The organism is Streptomyces sp. NPDC051567 (assembly GCF_044454165.1).
GTDB lineage: Bacteria > Actinomycetota > Actinomycetes > Streptomycetales > Streptomycetaceae > Streptomyces.
In genome coordinates, this window is the sequence record NZ_JBITDK010000002.1 from 335,900 (window position 1) to 352,007 (window position 16,108).

Genomic DNA, 16,108 nt, shown 5'->3' on the forward strand with positions numbered 1-16,108 from the left:
CGTCCACTCGTGCGGGCCGGGCGTGCCCGGCGACGGGGCTGCGCCGCAGGTTCTACGCCGCGGGCTCTACGCGGCGGGCGAGACCGGGAGCGGGCGGACGGCTTCGCGCAGGGCCGCGGCGACGGCCCGGAACTCCTCCTGCCGGGCGGTCCCGGTGCGCATGGCCAGGGCGATCCGGCGGGAGGGCGCCGGGTCGGCGAAGCGGCCGGTGGCCAGGGAGTCGTTGCGGGCGGTCTCCAGCCGCAGCGCGGTCCGCGGCAGCAGGGTGACGCCCAGCCCCCCGGCGACGAGCTGGACGAGGGTGGAGAGCCCGGCGGCGGTGGTGGTGACGTCGGCCCCGGTCGTGCGGCCCGCGTCACGGCAGACGTCGAGGGCCTGGTCCCGCAGGCAGTGGCCCTCGTCCAGCAGCAGCAGCTGGAGGCCGCGCAGCTCCTCGCGCGGGATGTCCTCTCGCCCGGACAGCGGGTGCCCGCGCGGCGTGAGCAGGACGAAGTCCTCGTCGAAGAGGGGCAGCTCGGTGACCGAGGCCATCCCGAGCGGCACCGCGAGCAGCAGCAGGTCCAGCCGCCCGGCCGCCAGCCCCTCCAGCAGGGTGGCCGTCTGCTCCTCGTGCACCTGGAGGTCCATCCGGGGGTAGCTCCGGTGGAAGAGCCCGAGCACGGTCGGCAGCAGGTACGGGGCCACCGTGGGGATCACCCCGAGCCGCAGCACCCCGGTGAAGGGGGCCCGTACCGCCTCGGCCTCCTCCAGCAGCCCGCCCATGGCGTCGAGCACGACCCGCGCCCGGACGGCGAGCCGCTCCCCCGCCGGGGAGAGCAGCACCTTGCGGGTGGTGCGCTCCAGCAGCTGCACCCCGAGGGTCTCCTCCAGGGCGGAGACGGCGCCGGAGAGCGCGGGCTGGCTCATCCCGATGGCCGCGGCGGCATCCCGGAAGTGCAGGTGCCCGGCGACCGCCGTGAAGGCCCGCAACTGCGCGAAGGTCGGCTGCTTCACCCCCCGCCCCCCACCACCGGCACCACCACCGACCACCACGACCGACCACCTCACCTCTCCCACCGGCCAGCCTAGCCACTCGGTGAGGATGGGGCGGATGTGGCTGGTGGGGGCGGGTGGGTGCGGTGGAAGCCATGACGAGGCCCGGCGCGCGGGAGTCTCAGGCCACAGCGGGAAGCGCCTGGAGTCGCTCCCTGAACTCACGGACTGCTGGCACGGCACGATGCGGCGTGAGCTGTTCTGAGAACTCCTTGAGCCTACCGAGCGCGCGCATCGAGCTGACTCCGCCCTCCAGAAGCTCGGCACCGTGGTTCGCGGCATCAAGAGCACCATCAAGATCATTGCTGGAGAGGCGAGCTTCTGCCAGACGGCTCGACCGCACGGCCTTGTCCCGGGGGGGCCGCCTTCTCGACCGATGCCGCCAGGGAACTGGTCGCCCGCTCCACCTGCCCGGAGCGGAGCATCACCTTGCCCTCGGTCGAACTCAGCTGTGCCTCACCGAACCATCCGAGCCAGTCAGGAAGCGCCTCCTCGCCGACTCGGCGGTCCCACAGCGTGAAGGCACGGTTCAGAGCGGTACCGGCATCGGCATGCTTCCCGGCGCGAGAGAGTGCCTCGGCCTTGTGCAGGTGCAAGAAGGTCCGAGTGCTCGGGGAGAGCGCGCGAGGGGCATGGCCAATGGCCGTGGAGATGAGGTCGACGCGCTCGGCAGTACGGCCGGCTTCGGACACATGGACACCCATCTCTGCCAGAACGAAAGCCCCGAAGGCGTCGTCCCCAGCCGTACGGGCACTACGCAGTGCACCCACGTAGTACTGCTGCCCGGCGGACCGGAGCCCTGCGTCGTAGGCCATCCACCCGGTCAAGTGGGAAGCCCTGGCGGCCAGACCGTACAGCCGACCGCCGACCTCGTCGGTGTAGCGGCCTGCGTCGAGGAGGCCCGAGATCAGTGCGAGATCGCCGCGCGCCTGCGCCAGGAGACGGGCGCCTCCCAGCTGGTCATCAAGCGTTCGGAGGGTGTCCACTCGCTGCTCGATCGTTGAGACCTCGTGGAACCCACGCTCGTTGCCGGGGCTCATTGACCGCACGGTTCCAAGGCCGGCCGTGCTGATGATCCGCGCCGGCCTCCTGGCCGGTACGGATGTCTTGGCGGCATCGGAAGACTTGGCCAGTCGGTGGGGTCTCGGCGCGAATGCCCTTTGGGGCATGAGCCCCTTCGGGGGGAGTGCCACGAATCCTGTGTGGGGACTGCTCGATCCCCGCGTGTTCCTTCGCAAGCCGGCCGCTGACGTCTCAAAGCCCCAAGCTGCGTTCCGGGTGGCCTACCGCCTTCCGCTGGTGGGCACGATCGCTGTCGGCACAGACGATCCATCACACTTGTGGGAGCTGGTCGAAGCTCTGCAATGCGAGCCAGACGATTCCAAGATCCACGCGTACCGGAAGCTTCTCCGGGAACGCGCGGCCTCTCAGCTCTCCTGAAGGTCCCCGACGATCTGGTGCGCCGTCTCCCGGGCAGGGGCGAGGCGAGGGTCTTCGGGGTGCGCGTCCGGGGCGAGGATCTTCGCACAGACGAACAGGGTCATGAGCTTGCCGTCCCGGCTCCGCAAGTCGGCGTGCCGTTCACTGCGCACACGTTCGGCCAGGCCCGGAACGGCGAGGGAATTGCCCCACAGCGATGCCGCGTCCAGCCCCCGAGGTGCCGCGCCCCAGTCCTCCCAGTCGAACAGGGAGAACTCCGGCCCGGTCATGTTCGCCCAGTTGAGATCCGCATGGGCCGACACCCACTGGCTGACTGTCGTGTCGAAGTCCGCGGGGAAGGCTCGGCGGATCGCCTCAGTGACACCGCGCTGGGTGATCGTGACGGTGTCCGGGGTGGCGATACGGCTCGTGTGCTGAGCCGCGAGGGCGTTCATGGAGGCGTTGAGCTCCCGCCACCATTCGTCCGGCAGCTTCGGGTCCTCCGTGAGGACGCTCGTGCCGATCGGTGGCGCCGGCAGGAGCGCGGTCTCGTCCGCCCGCCACATCACCTCGCCCCTCACTCCTTCGCGCCAGACCACGCACTCATGCCACTCGGGGCGGCTGATCCCGGTGAGGAGTGCTGCGGCTTCGGCACCGTTCCAGCCCTGGCCGATCCTGTCCAGGCGGCGCCGCTCGATCCTCACCCAGGTACCCCTGTCCGAGCGCGCGCCGACCGTACGGCGCTTCCGGACCAGGGTTCCAGGGTCCAGGCGGAGCCGAAGGGCCGCCTGGACCCGCCGGATCACTCCGTCGACGGGTTCCACCCGGAGATCATCCGTACGAACAGTGGAGGTCATGCGGTACTCCTCACCCGGGCCATCTCGAAGAACAGCGTGTCACCGGTGCCCGGTGCGGACCGGGCGGCCACCGACCGCGTGGAGGTGTCGTTCCTCCCCGGCCCCAGGCAGGTCGCACGGATGAGACGACTCGCCGCCGCACACCTCGGCCATCGCGACCGGATCGCCCCGGACACGATCCACACGGTTCAGCTCCTCGTGAGCGAGCTCGTCACGAACGCCGTCACCCACGGCGACAGCGCGACGCTGAAGCTGATCCTCACCTGCGGTCCGGACGCCGGAATCCGCATCGAGGTCGACGACCACTCGCCGGGCACCCCGGAACCCCGGAACCCCGGAACCCCGGAGCCCCGGAGCCCCGGACCGGACGACGAGAACGGCCGGGGCCTGCTCCTGGTCACCGCCCTCGCCCACACCTGGGGCAGAACCGGCACCCGCACCTGGTGCACCGTGCGCACCTGCGAGACCACCATCTGACGACCGGGTTACGTCGGCCAGGGCCGTCGACACCGCAGACGGGAATGCCGGGGCTTCGAGTTGACAGGTCTCAGCACGCGTCAGCGAGCGGCGGCAACCGCACCACGGCCGGTGTCGCCATCGCATTCGCGGCAAGGTCGATGTGGTCCAGCACCACACTGCGCACCAGGACCCCGGGGAAGTCCTCGAAGCGCCCCAGGGTCTCCGCGATGGCGGCAGTGAGGGTTTCGGCCCGGACGACGCAGAGGAACCCTGAGTATCCCGGCCCCTCTTCCCACCCAATGCCCCCCTCGTGGAAGCGGTCGAGATGGTCCAGCGTGTTGGACTGTTCCGGGGTCAGCGGAGCATCAAGTACCAGGTTGAAGTGCCAGCTACGCACAGTTCCGGCGCCTCTCGGTGAATCGGTCGATCATCTTTGCTTCCTCCCCCGGGCTCTGCGGGGTGCATGACACGGCGACGTGCCTCGTGCAAGGGCAGCAGACGAGGAGGCCCCAGGTGTGTCCGCTCTTCTTACGTGGCACCTTCAGGCCCGCCGCCTCCGCCCGCTTGAGCGCCGCCTCGACATCCTTCTTCTGGTGCCGGTCACCGATTCCCATGGCCGTACGTCCTACGCGCCGACCGCGAGGAAGACGCGGAGTCCAGGCCGAAGCCACCCGATCGAGCTACCGCCACCGCTCCCGGCACGATCGCCGGAAGGGCCCCCAGCACCCCAGACAGGAATGCTGGGGGCTTCGAGTCCAGAAGTCTCAGCACACGTCCGCGAGCGGCGGCAACCGCACCACGGCCGGGGTGGCCATGCCGTTCTCCTCCAGCGCGATCTCGTCCAGCTCGACGCTGCGGACCAGAACGCCGGGCAGGTCGACGAATCGCGCCAACGCGTCCGCGATGGCCTGAGTCAGCGTCTCGGCCTCGAAGGAGCACATGAACCGGGAATCGCCCGGCCCCTCCTCCAGGTGGATGCGCCCGTCGTGGAAGCCGGCCAACTCCACCAGGGTGTCATCCTGCTCCTCGGTGAGAGCGTCCTGAAGGACCAGGCTGAAGTACCAGTTACGCACAGTTCGCATGCCTCCGCGTGAATCGATCGATGTCCCGAGCCTCTTCCCCCTGATTCTGCGGGGTGCAGGAGACCGTGTGCCTGCGGTTGCAGGGGCAGCAGACGATGCGGCCCCATCGATGCCCCTTCCCTGCATGAATCACCTTGAGCCCGGCCGCCTCCGCCCGCTTGAGCGCCGCCTCGACATCCTTCTTCTGGTGCCGGTCACCGATTCCCATGGCCGTACGTCCTACGCGCCCACCGCGCGGCGGACACGGAAATCGGGGGCGAAGCCACCCGATCGAGCTACCGCCACCGCTCCCGGCACGCTCATGACCACGAACACGACCACGGAGCCGGAAGGGCCGCCAAGGGCGGGCCGGGCCGGCGGACAAGCTACTGATAGGTAGTTCCGATCGCCGATCAAACCAGAGTCAATTTCTCCAATCAATGACACCGTGCCAGCATGTGAGATCCGTCCAACCCCTTCGGAAGGCTCCCAAAAGGGTCGCCTTCCTCTCGCTAGGAGTGCACGTGCTCACTGTCGGTGACAAGTTCCCCAGCTACGACCTGACCGCTTGCGTCTCGCTCGAAGCCGGCAGCGAGTTCGCCCAGATCGACCACAAGACCTACGAGGGCAAGTGGCGCGTGGTGTTCTTCTGGCCGAAGGACTTCACCTTCGTCTGCCCGACCGAGATCGCCGCCTTCGGCAAGCTGAACGACGAGTTCCTCGACCGTGACGCCCAGATCCTCGGTGTCTCCGGCGACTCCGAGTTCGTCCACCACGCCTGGCGCAAGGACCACGCCGACCTGCGTGACCTGCCCTTCCCGATGCTGGCCGACTCCAAGCACGAGCTCATGCAGGAGTGCGGCGTCCAGGGTGCGGACGGCTTCGCCCAGCGCGCCGTCTTCATCGTCGACCAGAACAACGAGATCCAGTTCTCGATGGTGACCGCCGGTTCCGTGGGCCGTAACCCCAAGGAGGTCCTGCGGGTCCTCGACGCCCTGCAGACCGACGAGCTGTGCCCCTGCAACTGGACCAAGGGCGAGACCACCCTCGACGCCGGCGCGCTGCTGGCCGGTGAGTGACGGATGTCCCTCGACTCCCTGAAGTCCGCCGTACCGGACTACGCCAAGGACCTGAAGCTCAACCTCGGCTCGGTCATCGGCAACAGCAACCTTCCGCAGCAGCAGCTGTGGGGCACCGTCCTGGCCTGCGCGATCGCCGCCCGCTCCCCGCGCGTCCTGCGTGAGCTGGAGCCGGAGGCGAAGGCGAACCTGTCGCCGGAGGCGTACACCGCCGCGAAGGCCGCCGCCGCGATCATGGCGATGAACAACGTCTTCTACCGCACCCGCCACCTGCTCTCCGACCCGGAGTACGGCACGCTGCGCGCGGGCCTGCGGATGAACGTCATCGGCAACCCGGGCGTGGAGAAGGTCGACTTCGAGCTGTGGTCGCTCGCCGTCTCCGCCGTCAACGGCTGCGGCATGTGCCTGGACTCGCACGAGCAGGTCCTCCGCAACGCCGGTGTCGACCGCGAGACGGTCCAGGAGGCGTTCAAGATCGCTTCGGTGATCCAGGCCGTCGCCGTCACCGTCGACGCGGAGGCCACGCTCGCCGAGGCCACCGCCGAGGTCTAGCAGCACCCCGCACGACCCCGTACGTACCCCGTACGACACGCAGGCCCCCGCAGCCGCTCCGGCCGCGGGGGCCCTGCCGTGCGTGGCGTCGGCGCCGGGGCGGCGCAAGGGCCCCGGCGCTGGCGAAACGTCACTTCCGCAGCCGGGCCATCATGGCGCGCATGTCCTCCACCATCGCCGCCTTCAGCTCCTCCCGTTCGGGCTGGGGCGGGAGCACCGGCTCACCACCCGCACCGCCCGTGCCGTCCTGGCCGGCCTCGTCCTCCGGTCCGCGAAGGTTCGTGTAGCCCATCCGGAAGCTGAGGACGGCTCCGCCGTCGCGGACCCGCAGATGGAGCAGGTCCCCCGTCCCGGGGGTGTTGACCAGGGCTTCTTCGCCGAGGCCGGGAACCCGCTCCCAGCGGTCGGCCCCGCCCGGGTACCGCTGGTAGCCACTGTCGGCGACCTCGAACTCGGCCGCCGGATCGGTCTTCTTGTGCAGTTCGACATCGGCCCAGACGAAGTACCCGTGCGGGGTCCCGTCCGTCCCCATGGCACGGCTGCACATCGACCAGTCGACGGCCGGATGCCGGTCCGCGTGCGGCTCCGCCGCGCCGTCGAGGTCGCCCAGGGCCGCGCCGAGCGCCGTCATCTCCGCCTGTTCGCACAGGTTGTCCGAGGCCCGGTAGCGGATCTCCGGGGCCGTCAGCCGGTCCCCGTACGCGAAGAGGCCGCCCGCCCAGACGGCGGAGGTGGCCACCACCGCGACCAGCGCCCACCGCCACGGCCGGCCCGGCCCGTCCCCGTACCCGACCCCGTACGGTGCGGGCGGCTCGTCCGGCCCCGCCGGGTCGTCCGCCTCCGCCGTCCGGGCCCGGTCGTCGACGTCCCACGCCCCGTCGAGCTCCGGCTCGCTGATCGTTCCCGCCCGGTCCCACTCCCGGTCTCCCGGCGGTATGCCCTGTCCCCTCATGCCCACGCCCCCCTGTCCCTGTGCCCAGTACCCAGCGCTCAGCCCCGGTGTTCCGGCCCGCCGGGCTCCGTCGCGGCCAGGGCCGTCGCCCCGTGCGGTGCGGGCCCGACCGGCGCCGCGCCCTGGTAGAGCTGCTCGCGCGAGTACGCCTTCAGGTAGCTGACGGCCGTGTTGGTGACGGCGACCAGTGGTACGGCGACCACCGCGCCGCCGATGCCCGCGATCATTCCGCCGGCCGCCACCGCGAGCACCACCGCGAGCGGGTGGACCCGTACGGCCCGGCCCAGGATGAAGGGCTGGAGCACGTGCCCCTCGATCTGCTGCACGGCCAGGACCACTATCAGCACCATCAGGGCGCTGAACACGCCCTGGGTCACCAGCGCCACGACCACCGCGAGGGCGCCGGAGACGACCGCGCCGACCAGCGGGATGAAGGCGAACAGGAAGATGAAGACGGCCAGGGGCACCGCCATCGGCACGTTGAGGAAGTAGATGCCGAGGCCGATGAAGGTGGCGTCGATGAGCGCGACGAGCACGGTGCCGCGCACGTACGCGGTCAGCGTGCGCCAGGCGCGCGGACCGGCGCCCGCGACCCCGGGCCGGGCCCCCGCCGGGACCAGGCCCAGCATCCAGGTCCAGATGCGCTTGCCGTCGTAGAGCAGGAAGAGCGTCGAGAACATCGCGAGCAGCATGCCCGTGAGCACCTCGACCAGGACCGTCACGCCTTGCAGCCCGGCGGAGGTGATCTGCTGGGTGTTGGTGCCGATGGTGTCGGTGAGGTTCTTCGCGATGTCGTTGATCTGCTTCTCGGTCACGTGGAACGGACTGTCCAGTGCCCAGAGTTTGAGTTCGTTGATGCCGTCGCGGACCCGGTCGGAGAGGTCGTCCAGGTTCTCCATGACCTGCCAGACCACGAACCAGCCGACCAGCCCGATGACCACGAAGCCGAGGATCGCGGTGACGGCCGTGGCCAGCCCGCGCGGCAGGCCCAGGCGGCGCAGCCGGACCACGAAGGGCTGGAGCAGCGCGGTGACCAGCAGGGCGGCGGCGAAGGCGAGGACGACCAGGCGGACTTCGCTGATCACCTTCATCAGCACCCAGAGCATCCCGGCGAGCAGCAGCAGCCGCCAGCCCACCTCGGCGGCGACCCGCAGGCCCCACGGGACCACGGCCACCGGTTCGGGGCGTACGGGGAGTGCGGGCGCGGTGGTGGCCGTCGCGCCCGGTCCGCCGGCGGGGGACTCCTGGGGCCGGGGGGACCGGGGGAGGTCCGGGAGGTCACGCCTGGACTCGGCCTCGACCTCGGCGCGCCGCTCGTCGAGCCGGGCCTCCATCCGGTGCAGCCTGGTCCCGAGCCGGCCGAGCCGGCCTGCCCACTTCGCCATGTCGTTCCCTTCCCCCCGCCCCGTCAGCGGTCGTACCCGTCAACGACCGTACACGCGAGGAGCCCCGCGCCGTAGGACGGTGCGGGGCTCTTCGAGGTCGGACGGCGCAAGGGCGCCGACTGTGTCCGGTGCGGGGGCCGGGAATGCCCGCCAGGGCATCCGCCGGACCGGACTGCCGGACCGCCGGGCCGGACCGGCCGCCGCCTCAGTACCAGCCGTTGGCCTGGTGGAAGGTCCAGGCGCTGCACGGGCTGCCGTACCGCTCGTTCATGTAGCCCAGGCCCCACTTGATCTGGGTGGCCGGGTTGGTCCTCCAGTCCGCGCCCGCCGAGGCCATCTTCCCGCCGGGGTAGGCCTGGACCAGACCGTAGGCGCCGGTGGTCTGGTTGACGGCCCGGTGGTTCCAGGTGGATTCCTGGTTGACGATCTTGGAGAAGCACTGGAACTGACCGGCCGGGACGAGCTGCTGGGCGATGGCCTTGATCTGGGCGACCGTGTACGAGCCCTGCACCTGGAAATCGGAGGCGTCACGGGTCGTCGAGCGGCTGGCGACCTGCTCCTTCTCCTCCCGCTCCTTCTTCGCCTTGGCCTCGGCCGCGGCCTTCGCGTCCTTGTCCGCCTTCTCCGCTTCGGCCTTCTTGGCCTTGGCGTCCTCGGCGGCCTGGATGCGGGCGGCCTCCTCGGCCGAGCGCTTGGCGTCGGTCTCGGCGGCGTGGGAGATGGTGTCGGCCTGCTGCGTCAACGACGCGCTCTGGACCTGCGCCTGATCGCCGACCGGGATGTCGGTGAGGAGCGTCGCGCCGGAGGCGGTCGTTTCGATGTCGTTCGAGGAGGCGTCGCCAGTGGCGACGCCGACGACTGCGCCGACGGTGGTGACCGCGGTGGCCGAAGCCACGGCGAACCCCCGGACCGAGATCCGGCTCACACGGTGTCCTTCCAGCAGCGTCCGCAATGACCACGCGGGCGCGAGAGTGCCCTCGACACTGTCCTCCGTGGTACTGCGGTCACTGGAGGCACGGGCCCGTGGGCAACTCCCTCGCGGGGGCTGCCGCATGAAGATCCGGGCGGCATACGGCGATCGGCTGTGGAGTTGTGGTGCTGCGCGTACCTCACGGGAGGTACGGGTGTGCCGTATGCGGGGCCTGACGGAGAACAGACTTTGCCGGAACGCGATGCCGCAAGGCAATTCCCCGTTGCGTGGGAAAGGTCACACCTGGCATGTCGCCGTGTCTTTTCCCGAAGACCTGTGCAACGCGCCGCCGCCCGGCTAGGCTCCTGGGCCTTCACCGGGCGGCGGCGGCAACTCACCTTCCCCTCAGGGGCGCTTCGCCCCCGCTCCCCACCAGCGGCTTCCCGGCATCACCGGGCCGTGTCCTCCTGGTCCTCCTGGTCTGCACCGGTCTTCCTAGAGGTTCTCCAGCATCTCCGTGACCAGCGCGGCGATCGGGGAGCGTTCGGAGCGGGTCAGCGTGATGTGCGCGAAGAGCGGATGCCCCTTCAGTTTCTCGACCACGGCGACGACTCCGTCGTACCGGCCGACCCGCAGGTTGTCCCGCTGGGCGACGTCGTGGGTCAGGACGACCCGCGAGTTGGCCCCGATCCGGGACAGCACCGTCAGCAGGACGTTGCGCTCCAGCGACTGCGCCTCGTCCACGATCACGAAGGCGTCGTGGAGCGAGCGCCCGCGGATGTGCGTGAGCGGCAGGACCTCCAGCATCCCCCGGTTGAGCACCTCCTCGATGACGTCGCGCCCGGCCACCGAGGAGAGCGTGTCGAAGACCGCCTGCGCCCACGGGCTCATCTTCTCGGCCTCGGTGCCCGGCAGGTAGCCGAGTTCCTGGCCGCCCACCGCGTACAGCGGCCGGAAGACCATCACCTTCTGGTGCTGCCTGCGTTCGAGGACCGCCTCCAGTCCCGCGCACAGCGCCAGCGCCGACTTCCCGGTGCCCGCCCGGCCCCCCATGGAGAGGATGCCGATCTCCGGGTCGAGCAGCAGGTCCAGCGCGATGCGCTGTTCGGCGCTGCGCCCGTGCAGCCCGAACGCCTCCCGGTCGCCCCGGACGAGCTTCACGTTGCCGTCGGCCGTGACCCGGCCCAGCGCCTTGCCGCGCTCGGACTGGAGGACCAGCCCGGTGTGCACGGGCAGTGCGGCGGCCTCGGGGACGTACAGCCGCTCCTCCGAGTAGAGGAGGTCCACCTGTTCCCCGGAGAGGGCGAGTTCGCTCATCCCGGTCCAGCCGGCGTCGGTGATGGCGAGTTCGGCGCGGTACTCCTCGGCGATCAGGCCCACGGAGGAGGCCTTGATGCGCAGGGGAAGGTCCTTCGACACGACCGTGACGTCGTACCCCTCGGCCTGGAGGTTGCGTGCGACCGCGAGGATCCGCGAGTCGTTGTCCCCCTGTCGGAAGCCGGCGGGCAGGACGCTCTGATCGGAGTGGTTGAGCTCGACACGCAGGGTGCCGCCCAGATCGCCCAGCGGGATGGGGGCGTCGAGGCGACCGTAGCGGACCCGGAAGTCGTCGAGCAGGCGCAGGGCCTGGCGCGCGAAGTAGCCGAGTTCGGGATGGTGCCGCTTTGCCTCCAACTCGGTGATCACCACGATGGGGAGCACGACCTCGTGCTCCTCGAAACGGGAGATCGCGTTGGGATCGGCCAGCAGGACGCTGGTGTCGAGGACGTAGGTCCGCCTGTCGGGCAGGCGGCGCTTTGTGCTGGTCACCACGGAAGGACGTACCCCCTCGGAAGAGGTCGGGCCATGAAGACCGGACCGGTCATCGGCACCCATGCCAGGGCCGATTCCCGGCCCTCCACTCCGTCCGTGCGAACCGCACGTGCGTCCTGGTGCAAAGGGCCTCCCGGGCGGACGGCCCCATGCCGTCCGCTGAGACTCGACACCCGTGGACCGGGCGTCGACCTGCTAGGGATATGCCCTCGAACACGCGCGGCCATGCCACGGCATATGACGCACACCTGGTGAACCCCTGGTGACGGCCGTACGGGGGGGCGGCGGGGCGGTTCCGGAGGGGGCGTCAGATCCCGGGGGGCCGGGTCCGGAGGCGGCCGGTCCGGGGAGCCGGGAGGGAGCCGGGTCCAGGCGGCCGGAAGGACAGGGGTCCCGGACGCCAGGGGCCCGGGAGGCCGGTCGCGGGGCCGGTCCGGGTTCCCGGTCCCGGAGGGGGCCGGTCCGGCTTCCCCGTCCGGCTCCCGGGTTCAGCTCCCGTACCGCCGGTGGCGGGCCGCGTAGTCGCGCAGCGCCCGCAGGAAGTCGACCTTGCGGAAGGCGGGCCAGAAGACGTCGCAGAAGTAGTACTCGGAATGTGCGCTCTGCCACAGCATGAATCCGGACAGCCGCTGCTCGCCGCTGGTGCGGATCACCAGGTCCGGGTCGGGCTGGCCGCGCGTGTAGAGGTGCTCCGCGATGTGGTCGATGTCCAGGACCTCGGCGAGCTCCTCGAAGGAGGTGCCCTTGCCCGCGTGCTCCAGCAGCAGCGAGCGGACCGCGTCGGCGATCTCCTGGCGGCCCCCGTAGCCGACGGCGACGTTGACCAGTATCCCGCCCCCGGCGCCCCCGGCGTCGAGGGTGGCCTGCTCGGCCTCCTTGAGGACCAGCTGGGTCCCGCCGGGCAGGATGTCGAGGTTGCCGACGTGGTGGACCCGCCAGCGGCCGTCCGCGGCGAGGCCGCGCACGGTGTTCTCGATGATGTTCAGCAGCGGGCGGAGCTCGTTCTCCGGCCGGTCCAGGTTGTCCGTGGAGAGCATCCACAGGGTGACGACCTCGACGTCCGTCTCGGTGCACCAGCCGAGCATCTCGGAGATCTTGTCGGCTCCGGCCTGGTGACCCTGGACCGTCGTCCCTCCGGACGCCTTCGCCCAGCGCCTGTTCCCGTCCAGGATGACGCCGATGTGCTTGGGCGACGCGTCGTGGTCCAGTCGGCCTTCCACCCGGCGTGCGTAGAGCCTGTACACCAGGTCGCGCAGATTCACGATCTTCCAGCCCCTCCGTGCAATGCCCCCGTGCGAATTGCGGTCCCCCCGAGTGCGCCACATTACTGGCGCCGGGATGCGGTCCCCAACTCGGCTGGTCGCGCGTCCGTGATAGGGAGGACAACGTGACTGATAACAATCTCTATCGGGCAGAGCCCTCGCGCTACGACTCCATGCAGTACCGACGCAGTGGCCGCAGTGGTCTCAAGCTCCCCGCGATCTCCCTCGGCCTCTGGCACAACTTCGGGGACGACGCGTCCCTGGAGTCCCAGCGGGCGATCCTGCGCCGGGCCTTCGACCTCGGTGTCACCCACTTCGACCTGGCGAACAACTACGGCCCGCCGCCCGGCTCGGCCGAGCTGAACTTCGGCACGATCTTCGCGCAGGACTTCGCGGCCCACCGCGAGGAGCTGGTGCTCTCCACCAAGGCCGGCTACCTGATGCACCCCGGCCCCTACGGCGAGTGGGGCAGCCGCAAGTACCTGCTCGGCTCGCTCGACGCCTCGCTGAAGCGGATGGGCGTCGACTACGTCGACATCTTCTACTCGCACCGCTTCGACCCCGACACGCCGCTGGAGGAGACCATGGGCGCCCTGGCGTCCGCGGTCCAGCAGGGCAAGGCGCTGTACGTCGGCGTCTCCTCGTACACCGCGGAGCAGACGGCAGAGGCCGTGCGCGTCCTGACCGGGATGGGCGTGCGCCCGCTGATCCACCAGCCCTCGTACTCCATGATCAACCGCTGGACGGAGGAGGACGGCCTGCTCGACACCCTGGAGGAGGCCGGGATGGGCTGCATCTCCTTCGCGCCGCTCGCGCAGGGGCTGCTGACCGGCAAGTACCTGAAGGACATCCCGGCGGGCTCGCGCGCCTCGCAGGGCAAGTCCCTCAGCCCGGACCTGCTCTCGGACGAGGTGCGCCGCAGGCTGCGGGGGCTGAACGACATCGCCGCGCGGCGCGGGCAGTCGCTGGCGCAGCTCGCCCTGAACTGGGTGCTGCGCGACGAGCGGATGACCTCGGCCCTGATCGGCGCGTCGAGCGTGCGCCAGCTGGAGGAGAACGTGGCCGCGCTGTCGGGCGCGCCGCTGTCGGCGGAGGACGTGAAGGAGATCGACTCTTTCGCCGTCTCCACCCCCGGCACCAACATCTGGGCCCAGCGCGGCTGACCTGCGCTTTCACCCGGGGTGCGGAAAGAAAGAAAAACGGGCCGGTCCGTGGGGGGGATACGGACCGGCCCGAGGGGGGGGTTCCACCATAACCCTTCGTAAAGCGTGATGTGTGCATCGGCGCGCCACGATTACGCTCCGAATGCGCCCAGCAGCACTCCGGTAAGTGCCCCGGCGGCCATGAATGGGCCGAAGGCGAAACCCTGCTTACGGCCGCCGGGGCCGCGCAGCACAAGGGCGAGGCCGTAGAGGGAGCCGTAGAGGAACCCCAGGAAAGCCCCGGCGGCCCATACCCCCCACCCGTACCACCCAAGAGTGACCCCCAGGGCGAGCGCCAGCTTGACGTCACCGAGCCCCATCCCGGCCGGGTTGATCAGGTGCAGCAGCAGGTACGCGGCTCCGAGCGCGGCCCCGCCGGAGACGGCGAGCCGCCAGGACCCCGCCGCCCCCGGCAGCAGGGCGGCGGCCCCGAGGAGCGCGGTGACGGCCGCCGCGAGCGGCAGGGTCAGGACGTCGGGCAGCCGGTGCACGGCGAGGTCGACGAGGGCGAGCAGGACGAGCACGGGCGCGAGCAGGACGTGCACGGCGGTCTCGGGGCGCGCCCCGCCCACGGCGGCCAGCACCCCGCAGACCCCGCCGGCCAGTCCGGCGGCCCACCCGGCCCAGGGCCCGTACGGGTGACCCCGCCGCCGGCCGGGGGCGCCGGGGGCGCCCGGGGCGGGGCCGGGCGGGCGGCAGCGGGCCGGGCCGAGCCAGCCCCGCAGCGGGTGCCCTGCGGGGCAGTGCCCGCGCCAGGACTCCTCGGGCCCCACGGAGAGCCGGTACGCGGCACGCGGCAACAGCAGCCCGGCGGCCACGCCGTACCCGGCGGCAAGGATGATCACGACCACGCCCATCCGGCGACCGTAGGCCCCACCGCCGCCCCGGGCACGGGCCCGGGGACCCAAGGTCGTGTCGCCGACGTTCCGTCCGGCCGGCGGGGGCTCCGGTCGCGCCGCCTAAGGTGGCGCCATGGTGAAGCGGCGGGACCGGCGGGACGGCGCGGCCACCCTCAGGGCCGGGCCGGGCGGGGCGGTGGTGCCGCTGGAGGTCGCCGCCTCCTACCGGGCCCGGACCCGGGGGCTGCTCGGCCGGGACGGGATCGGCGGGGCCCTGCTGCTCACCCCGGCGGGCAGCGTGCACACCTTCGGGATGCGCTTCGCGATCGACGTGGCCTACCTGGACCGGAATCTGGTGGTGCTGGCGGTGGTCACGATGGCTCCGGGCCGGCTCGGGCGGCCCCGGCTCCGCTCCCGGCACGTCCTGGAGGCCGGGGCGGGCACCATGGCCGGGTGGGGGCTGCGGAGGGGCGTCCGGGTGGAGATCCGGTGACCCCGTGTCCCACCCATGGCTAGGAGCCTCACGCGCGCGGCGGTAGGTTGGGGCGGTTGAGCTGGGGTGGCAGGGGAGCGGCATGACGGAGAACGCGCACATCAAGGCGCTGGAGCAGATCATGCCGGCGACGCACGGCGCCGACGAGGACATCGACTGGCGGGCGGCCGAGGCCGTCTGGGGGAAGGGGTTTCCAGCCGATTTCGTCGCTTTCATGGGCCGCTTCGGTGCCGGTTCCATCAACGGCGAGGCCAGCATCCTGCTGCCGCTGCCCAAGCCCGGACTCCAGTGGGACCCGGCCCAGATGGCCGAGGAGACCGAGAACGCCCGCCAGGTCTGGGAGGCACAGGGCGGCCGCGCGGCCTTCGACGTGGACCCGGAGACGATCGTCGCCTGGGGCGTCACCGGCGGCTCCGACATCCTGTGCTGGCTCACCACCGACCCCGACCCGGAGCGCTGGCCGGTCCTGGTGGTCGGACGGCACACCGCCGACCCCTTCGCGGTCTACCCGTACGGGATGGCCGAATTCCTCTACCGCCTGTGCTCCGACGAGTTCGACATGAGCCCCGTCGGCATCACGTTCTGGGACGGCGGCCACCTCAGCTTCGTCCACTGGCGCAAGGCCCAGCGGCGCTGGCAGGAGGGCCGCAACCCGGAGACGGGCGAGCCCGACCCGTACGCGGGCGAGTTCGCCGACTGACGCGGAACCCGGCCCGGCGGAGAAACGGGACCAGGGAGAGGAAGAGGAACGGGCGCGACACCGTCCGGTGCGGAGCGCCCCGGCGGACAATCGA

The 16,108-nt window shown here is 71.0% G+C and carries 17 protein-coding genes and 1 pseudogene; 6 read left to right on the plus strand and 12 right to left on the minus strand.

Annotated elements, in window-relative coordinates:
• Positions 1 to 66: 66 nt before the first annotated feature.
• The 3 genes and pseudogenes from ACIA5F_RS03660 to ACIA5F_RS03670 form a co-directional block, all read right to left on the minus strand.
• Positions 67 to 993 carry a LysR substrate-binding domain-containing protein gene (locus ACIA5F_RS03660; RefSeq protein ID WP_399348685.1) on the minus strand — a complete coding sequence of 309 codons (927 nt, stop codon included), beginning with the start codon at positions 991 to 993 and terminating at the stop codon, positions 67 to 69.
• A gap of 160 nt (positions 994 to 1,153) precedes the next feature.
• Positions 1,154 to 2,039: pseudogene (locus ACIA5F_RS03665) on the minus strand (transcriptional regulator); the annotation flags it as partial.
• 420 nt (positions 2,040 to 2,459) lie between these two features.
• On the minus strand, positions 2,460 to 3,308 hold the full coding sequence (locus ACIA5F_RS03670; RefSeq protein WP_399348687.1) for a hypothetical protein: 849 nt from the start codon (positions 3,306 to 3,308) through the stop codon (positions 2,460 to 2,462).
• A gap of 84 nt (positions 3,309 to 3,392) precedes the next feature.
• On the opposite strand from ACIA5F_RS03670, the gene ACIA5F_RS03675 reads away from it, so the two are divergent.
• Positions 3,393 to 3,785, plus strand: a complete 393-nt coding sequence (locus ACIA5F_RS03675; RefSeq protein ID WP_399348912.1) for an ATP-binding protein — start codon at positions 3,393 to 3,395, stop codon at positions 3,783 to 3,785.
• A gap of 70 nt (positions 3,786 to 3,855) precedes the next feature.
• On the opposite strand, the gene ACIA5F_RS03680 is transcribed toward ACIA5F_RS03675, so the two are convergent.
• The 3 genes from ACIA5F_RS03680 to ACIA5F_RS03690 all read right to left on the minus strand — a co-directional run bounded on the left by ACIA5F_RS03680 (position 3,856) and on the right by ACIA5F_RS03690 (position 5,057).
• The gene (locus ACIA5F_RS03680) at positions 3,856 to 4,164 is read right to left on the minus strand and encodes a hypothetical protein (protein WP_399348688.1); all 309 of its coding nucleotides are present in this window, start codon (positions 4,162 to 4,164) and stop codon (positions 3,856 to 3,858) included.
• 367 nt (positions 4,165 to 4,531) lie between these two features.
• Complete coding sequence (locus tag ACIA5F_RS03685) at positions 4,532 to 4,849, minus strand: hypothetical protein (RefSeq protein WP_399348690.1); 318 nt, start codon at positions 4,847 to 4,849, stop codon at positions 4,532 to 4,534.
• A complete protein-coding gene (locus ACIA5F_RS03690; RefSeq protein WP_399348692.1) occupies positions 4,833 to 5,057 on the minus strand; it encodes a hypothetical protein in 225 nt (74 codons plus the stop codon). The genes ACIA5F_RS03685 and ACIA5F_RS03690 overlap by 17 nt, the downstream gene beginning before the upstream one ends.
• 295 nt (positions 5,058 to 5,352) lie before the next feature.
• On the opposite strand from ACIA5F_RS03690, the gene ACIA5F_RS03695 reads away from it, so the two are divergent.
• Together ACIA5F_RS03695 and ACIA5F_RS03700 are read left to right on the plus strand one after the other, a co-directional pair.
• Positions 5,353 to 5,907: a peroxiredoxin gene (locus ACIA5F_RS03695; protein ID WP_399348695.1), complete on the plus strand. Its 555-nt coding sequence runs from the start codon at positions 5,353 to 5,355 to the stop codon at positions 5,905 to 5,907.
• A 3-nt stretch (positions 5,908 to 5,910) separates the two neighbouring features.
• Complete coding sequence (locus ACIA5F_RS03700; RefSeq protein WP_399348696.1) at positions 5,911 to 6,459, plus strand: alkyl hydroperoxide reductase; 549 nt, start codon at positions 5,911 to 5,913, stop codon at positions 6,457 to 6,459.
• 130 nt (positions 6,460 to 6,589) lie between these two features.
• Here ACIA5F_RS03700 and ACIA5F_RS03705 read toward each other — a convergent pair whose 3' ends face one another.
• The 5 genes from ACIA5F_RS03705 to ACIA5F_RS03725 form a co-directional block, all read right to left on the minus strand.
• Complete coding sequence (locus tag ACIA5F_RS03705; RefSeq protein ID WP_399348698.1) at positions 6,590 to 7,417, minus strand: hypothetical protein; 828 nt, start codon at positions 7,415 to 7,417, stop codon at positions 6,590 to 6,592.
• A gap of 32 nt (positions 7,418 to 7,449) precedes the next feature.
• On the minus strand, positions 7,450 to 8,796 hold the full coding sequence (locus tag ACIA5F_RS03710; protein ID WP_399348701.1) for an AI-2E family transporter: 1,347 nt from the start codon (positions 8,794 to 8,796) through the stop codon (positions 7,450 to 7,452).
• Positions 8,797 to 9,001: 205 nt separating this feature from the next.
• The gene (locus ACIA5F_RS03715) at positions 9,002 to 9,721 is read right to left on the minus strand and encodes a transglycosylase SLT domain-containing protein (RefSeq protein WP_399348703.1); all 720 of its coding nucleotides are present in this window, start codon (positions 9,719 to 9,721) and stop codon (positions 9,002 to 9,004) included.
• Positions 9,722 to 10,201: 480 nt separating this feature from the next.
• Positions 10,202 to 11,518, minus strand: a complete 1,317-nt coding sequence (locus ACIA5F_RS03720; RefSeq protein ID WP_399348705.1) for a PhoH family protein — start codon at positions 11,516 to 11,518, stop codon at positions 10,202 to 10,204.
• Positions 11,519 to 12,006: 488 nt separating this feature from the next.
• On the minus strand, positions 12,007 to 12,780 hold the full coding sequence (locus ACIA5F_RS03725; RefSeq protein WP_399348707.1) for an isoprenyl transferase: 774 nt from the start codon (positions 12,778 to 12,780) through the stop codon (positions 12,007 to 12,009).
• A 125-nt stretch (positions 12,781 to 12,905) separates the two neighbouring features.
• Between ACIA5F_RS03725 and mgrA the strand changes: the two genes are divergently transcribed.
• Entirely contained in the window at positions 12,906 to 13,943 is a 1,038-nt protein-coding gene (gene mgrA / locus ACIA5F_RS03730) for an L-glyceraldehyde 3-phosphate reductase (protein WP_399348709.1), read from the plus strand.
• Positions 13,944 to 14,074: 131 nt separating this feature from the next.
• On the opposite strand, the gene ACIA5F_RS03735 is transcribed toward mgrA, so the two are convergent.
• Positions 14,075 to 14,839, minus strand: a complete 765-nt coding sequence (locus tag ACIA5F_RS03735; protein WP_399348711.1) for a prepilin peptidase — start codon at positions 14,837 to 14,839, stop codon at positions 14,075 to 14,077.
• 115 nt (positions 14,840 to 14,954) lie between these two features.
• On the opposite strand from ACIA5F_RS03735, the gene ACIA5F_RS03740 reads away from it, so the two are divergent.
• Together ACIA5F_RS03740 and ACIA5F_RS03745 are read left to right on the plus strand one after the other, a co-directional pair.
• Positions 14,955 to 15,314, plus strand: coding sequence for a DUF192 domain-containing protein (locus tag ACIA5F_RS03740; RefSeq protein ID WP_399348713.1), 360 nt, complete (start codon positions 14,955 to 14,957; stop codon positions 15,312 to 15,314).
• A gap of 82 nt (positions 15,315 to 15,396) precedes the next feature.
• Positions 15,397 to 16,014: an SMI1/KNR4 family protein gene (locus ACIA5F_RS03745; protein WP_399348714.1), complete on the plus strand. Its 618-nt coding sequence runs from the start codon at positions 15,397 to 15,399 to the stop codon at positions 16,012 to 16,014.
• Positions 16,015 to 16,108: the final 94 nt, after the last annotated feature.

What these genes read in the sequence shown, in the direction of transcription:
- ACIA5F_RS03670 (WP_399348687.1), bottom strand. Translation starts at nt 3,308, where the DNA reads ATGACCTCCACTGTTCGTACGGATGATCTCCGGGTGGAACCCGTCGAC.
- ACIA5F_RS03685 (WP_399348690.1), bottom strand. Translation starts at nt 4,849, where the DNA reads ATGCGAACTGTGCGTAACTGGTACTTCAGCCTGGTCCTTCAGGACGCT.
- ACIA5F_RS03690 (WP_399348692.1), bottom strand. Translation starts at nt 5,057, where the DNA reads ATGGGAATCGGTGACCGGCACCAGAAGAAGGATGTCGAGGCGGCGCTC.
- ACIA5F_RS03700 (WP_399348696.1), top strand. Translation starts at nt 5,911, where the DNA reads ATGTCCCTCGACTCCCTGAAGTCCGCCGTACCGGACTACGCCAAGGAC.
- ACIA5F_RS03710 (WP_399348701.1), bottom strand. Translation starts at nt 8,796, where the DNA reads ATGGCGAAGTGGGCAGGCCGGCTCGGCCGGCTCGGGACCAGGCTGCAC.
- ACIA5F_RS03735 (WP_399348711.1), bottom strand. Translation starts at nt 14,839, where the DNA reads ATGGGCGTGGTCGTGATCATCCTTGCCGCCGGGTACGGCGTGGCCGCC.
- ACIA5F_RS03740 (WP_399348713.1), top strand. Translation starts at nt 14,955, where the DNA reads ATGGTGAAGCGGCGGGACCGGCGGGACGGCGCGGCCACCCTCAGGGCC.
- ACIA5F_RS03745 (WP_399348714.1), top strand. Translation starts at nt 15,397, where the DNA reads ATGACGGAGAACGCGCACATCAAGGCGCTGGAGCAGATCATGCCGGCG.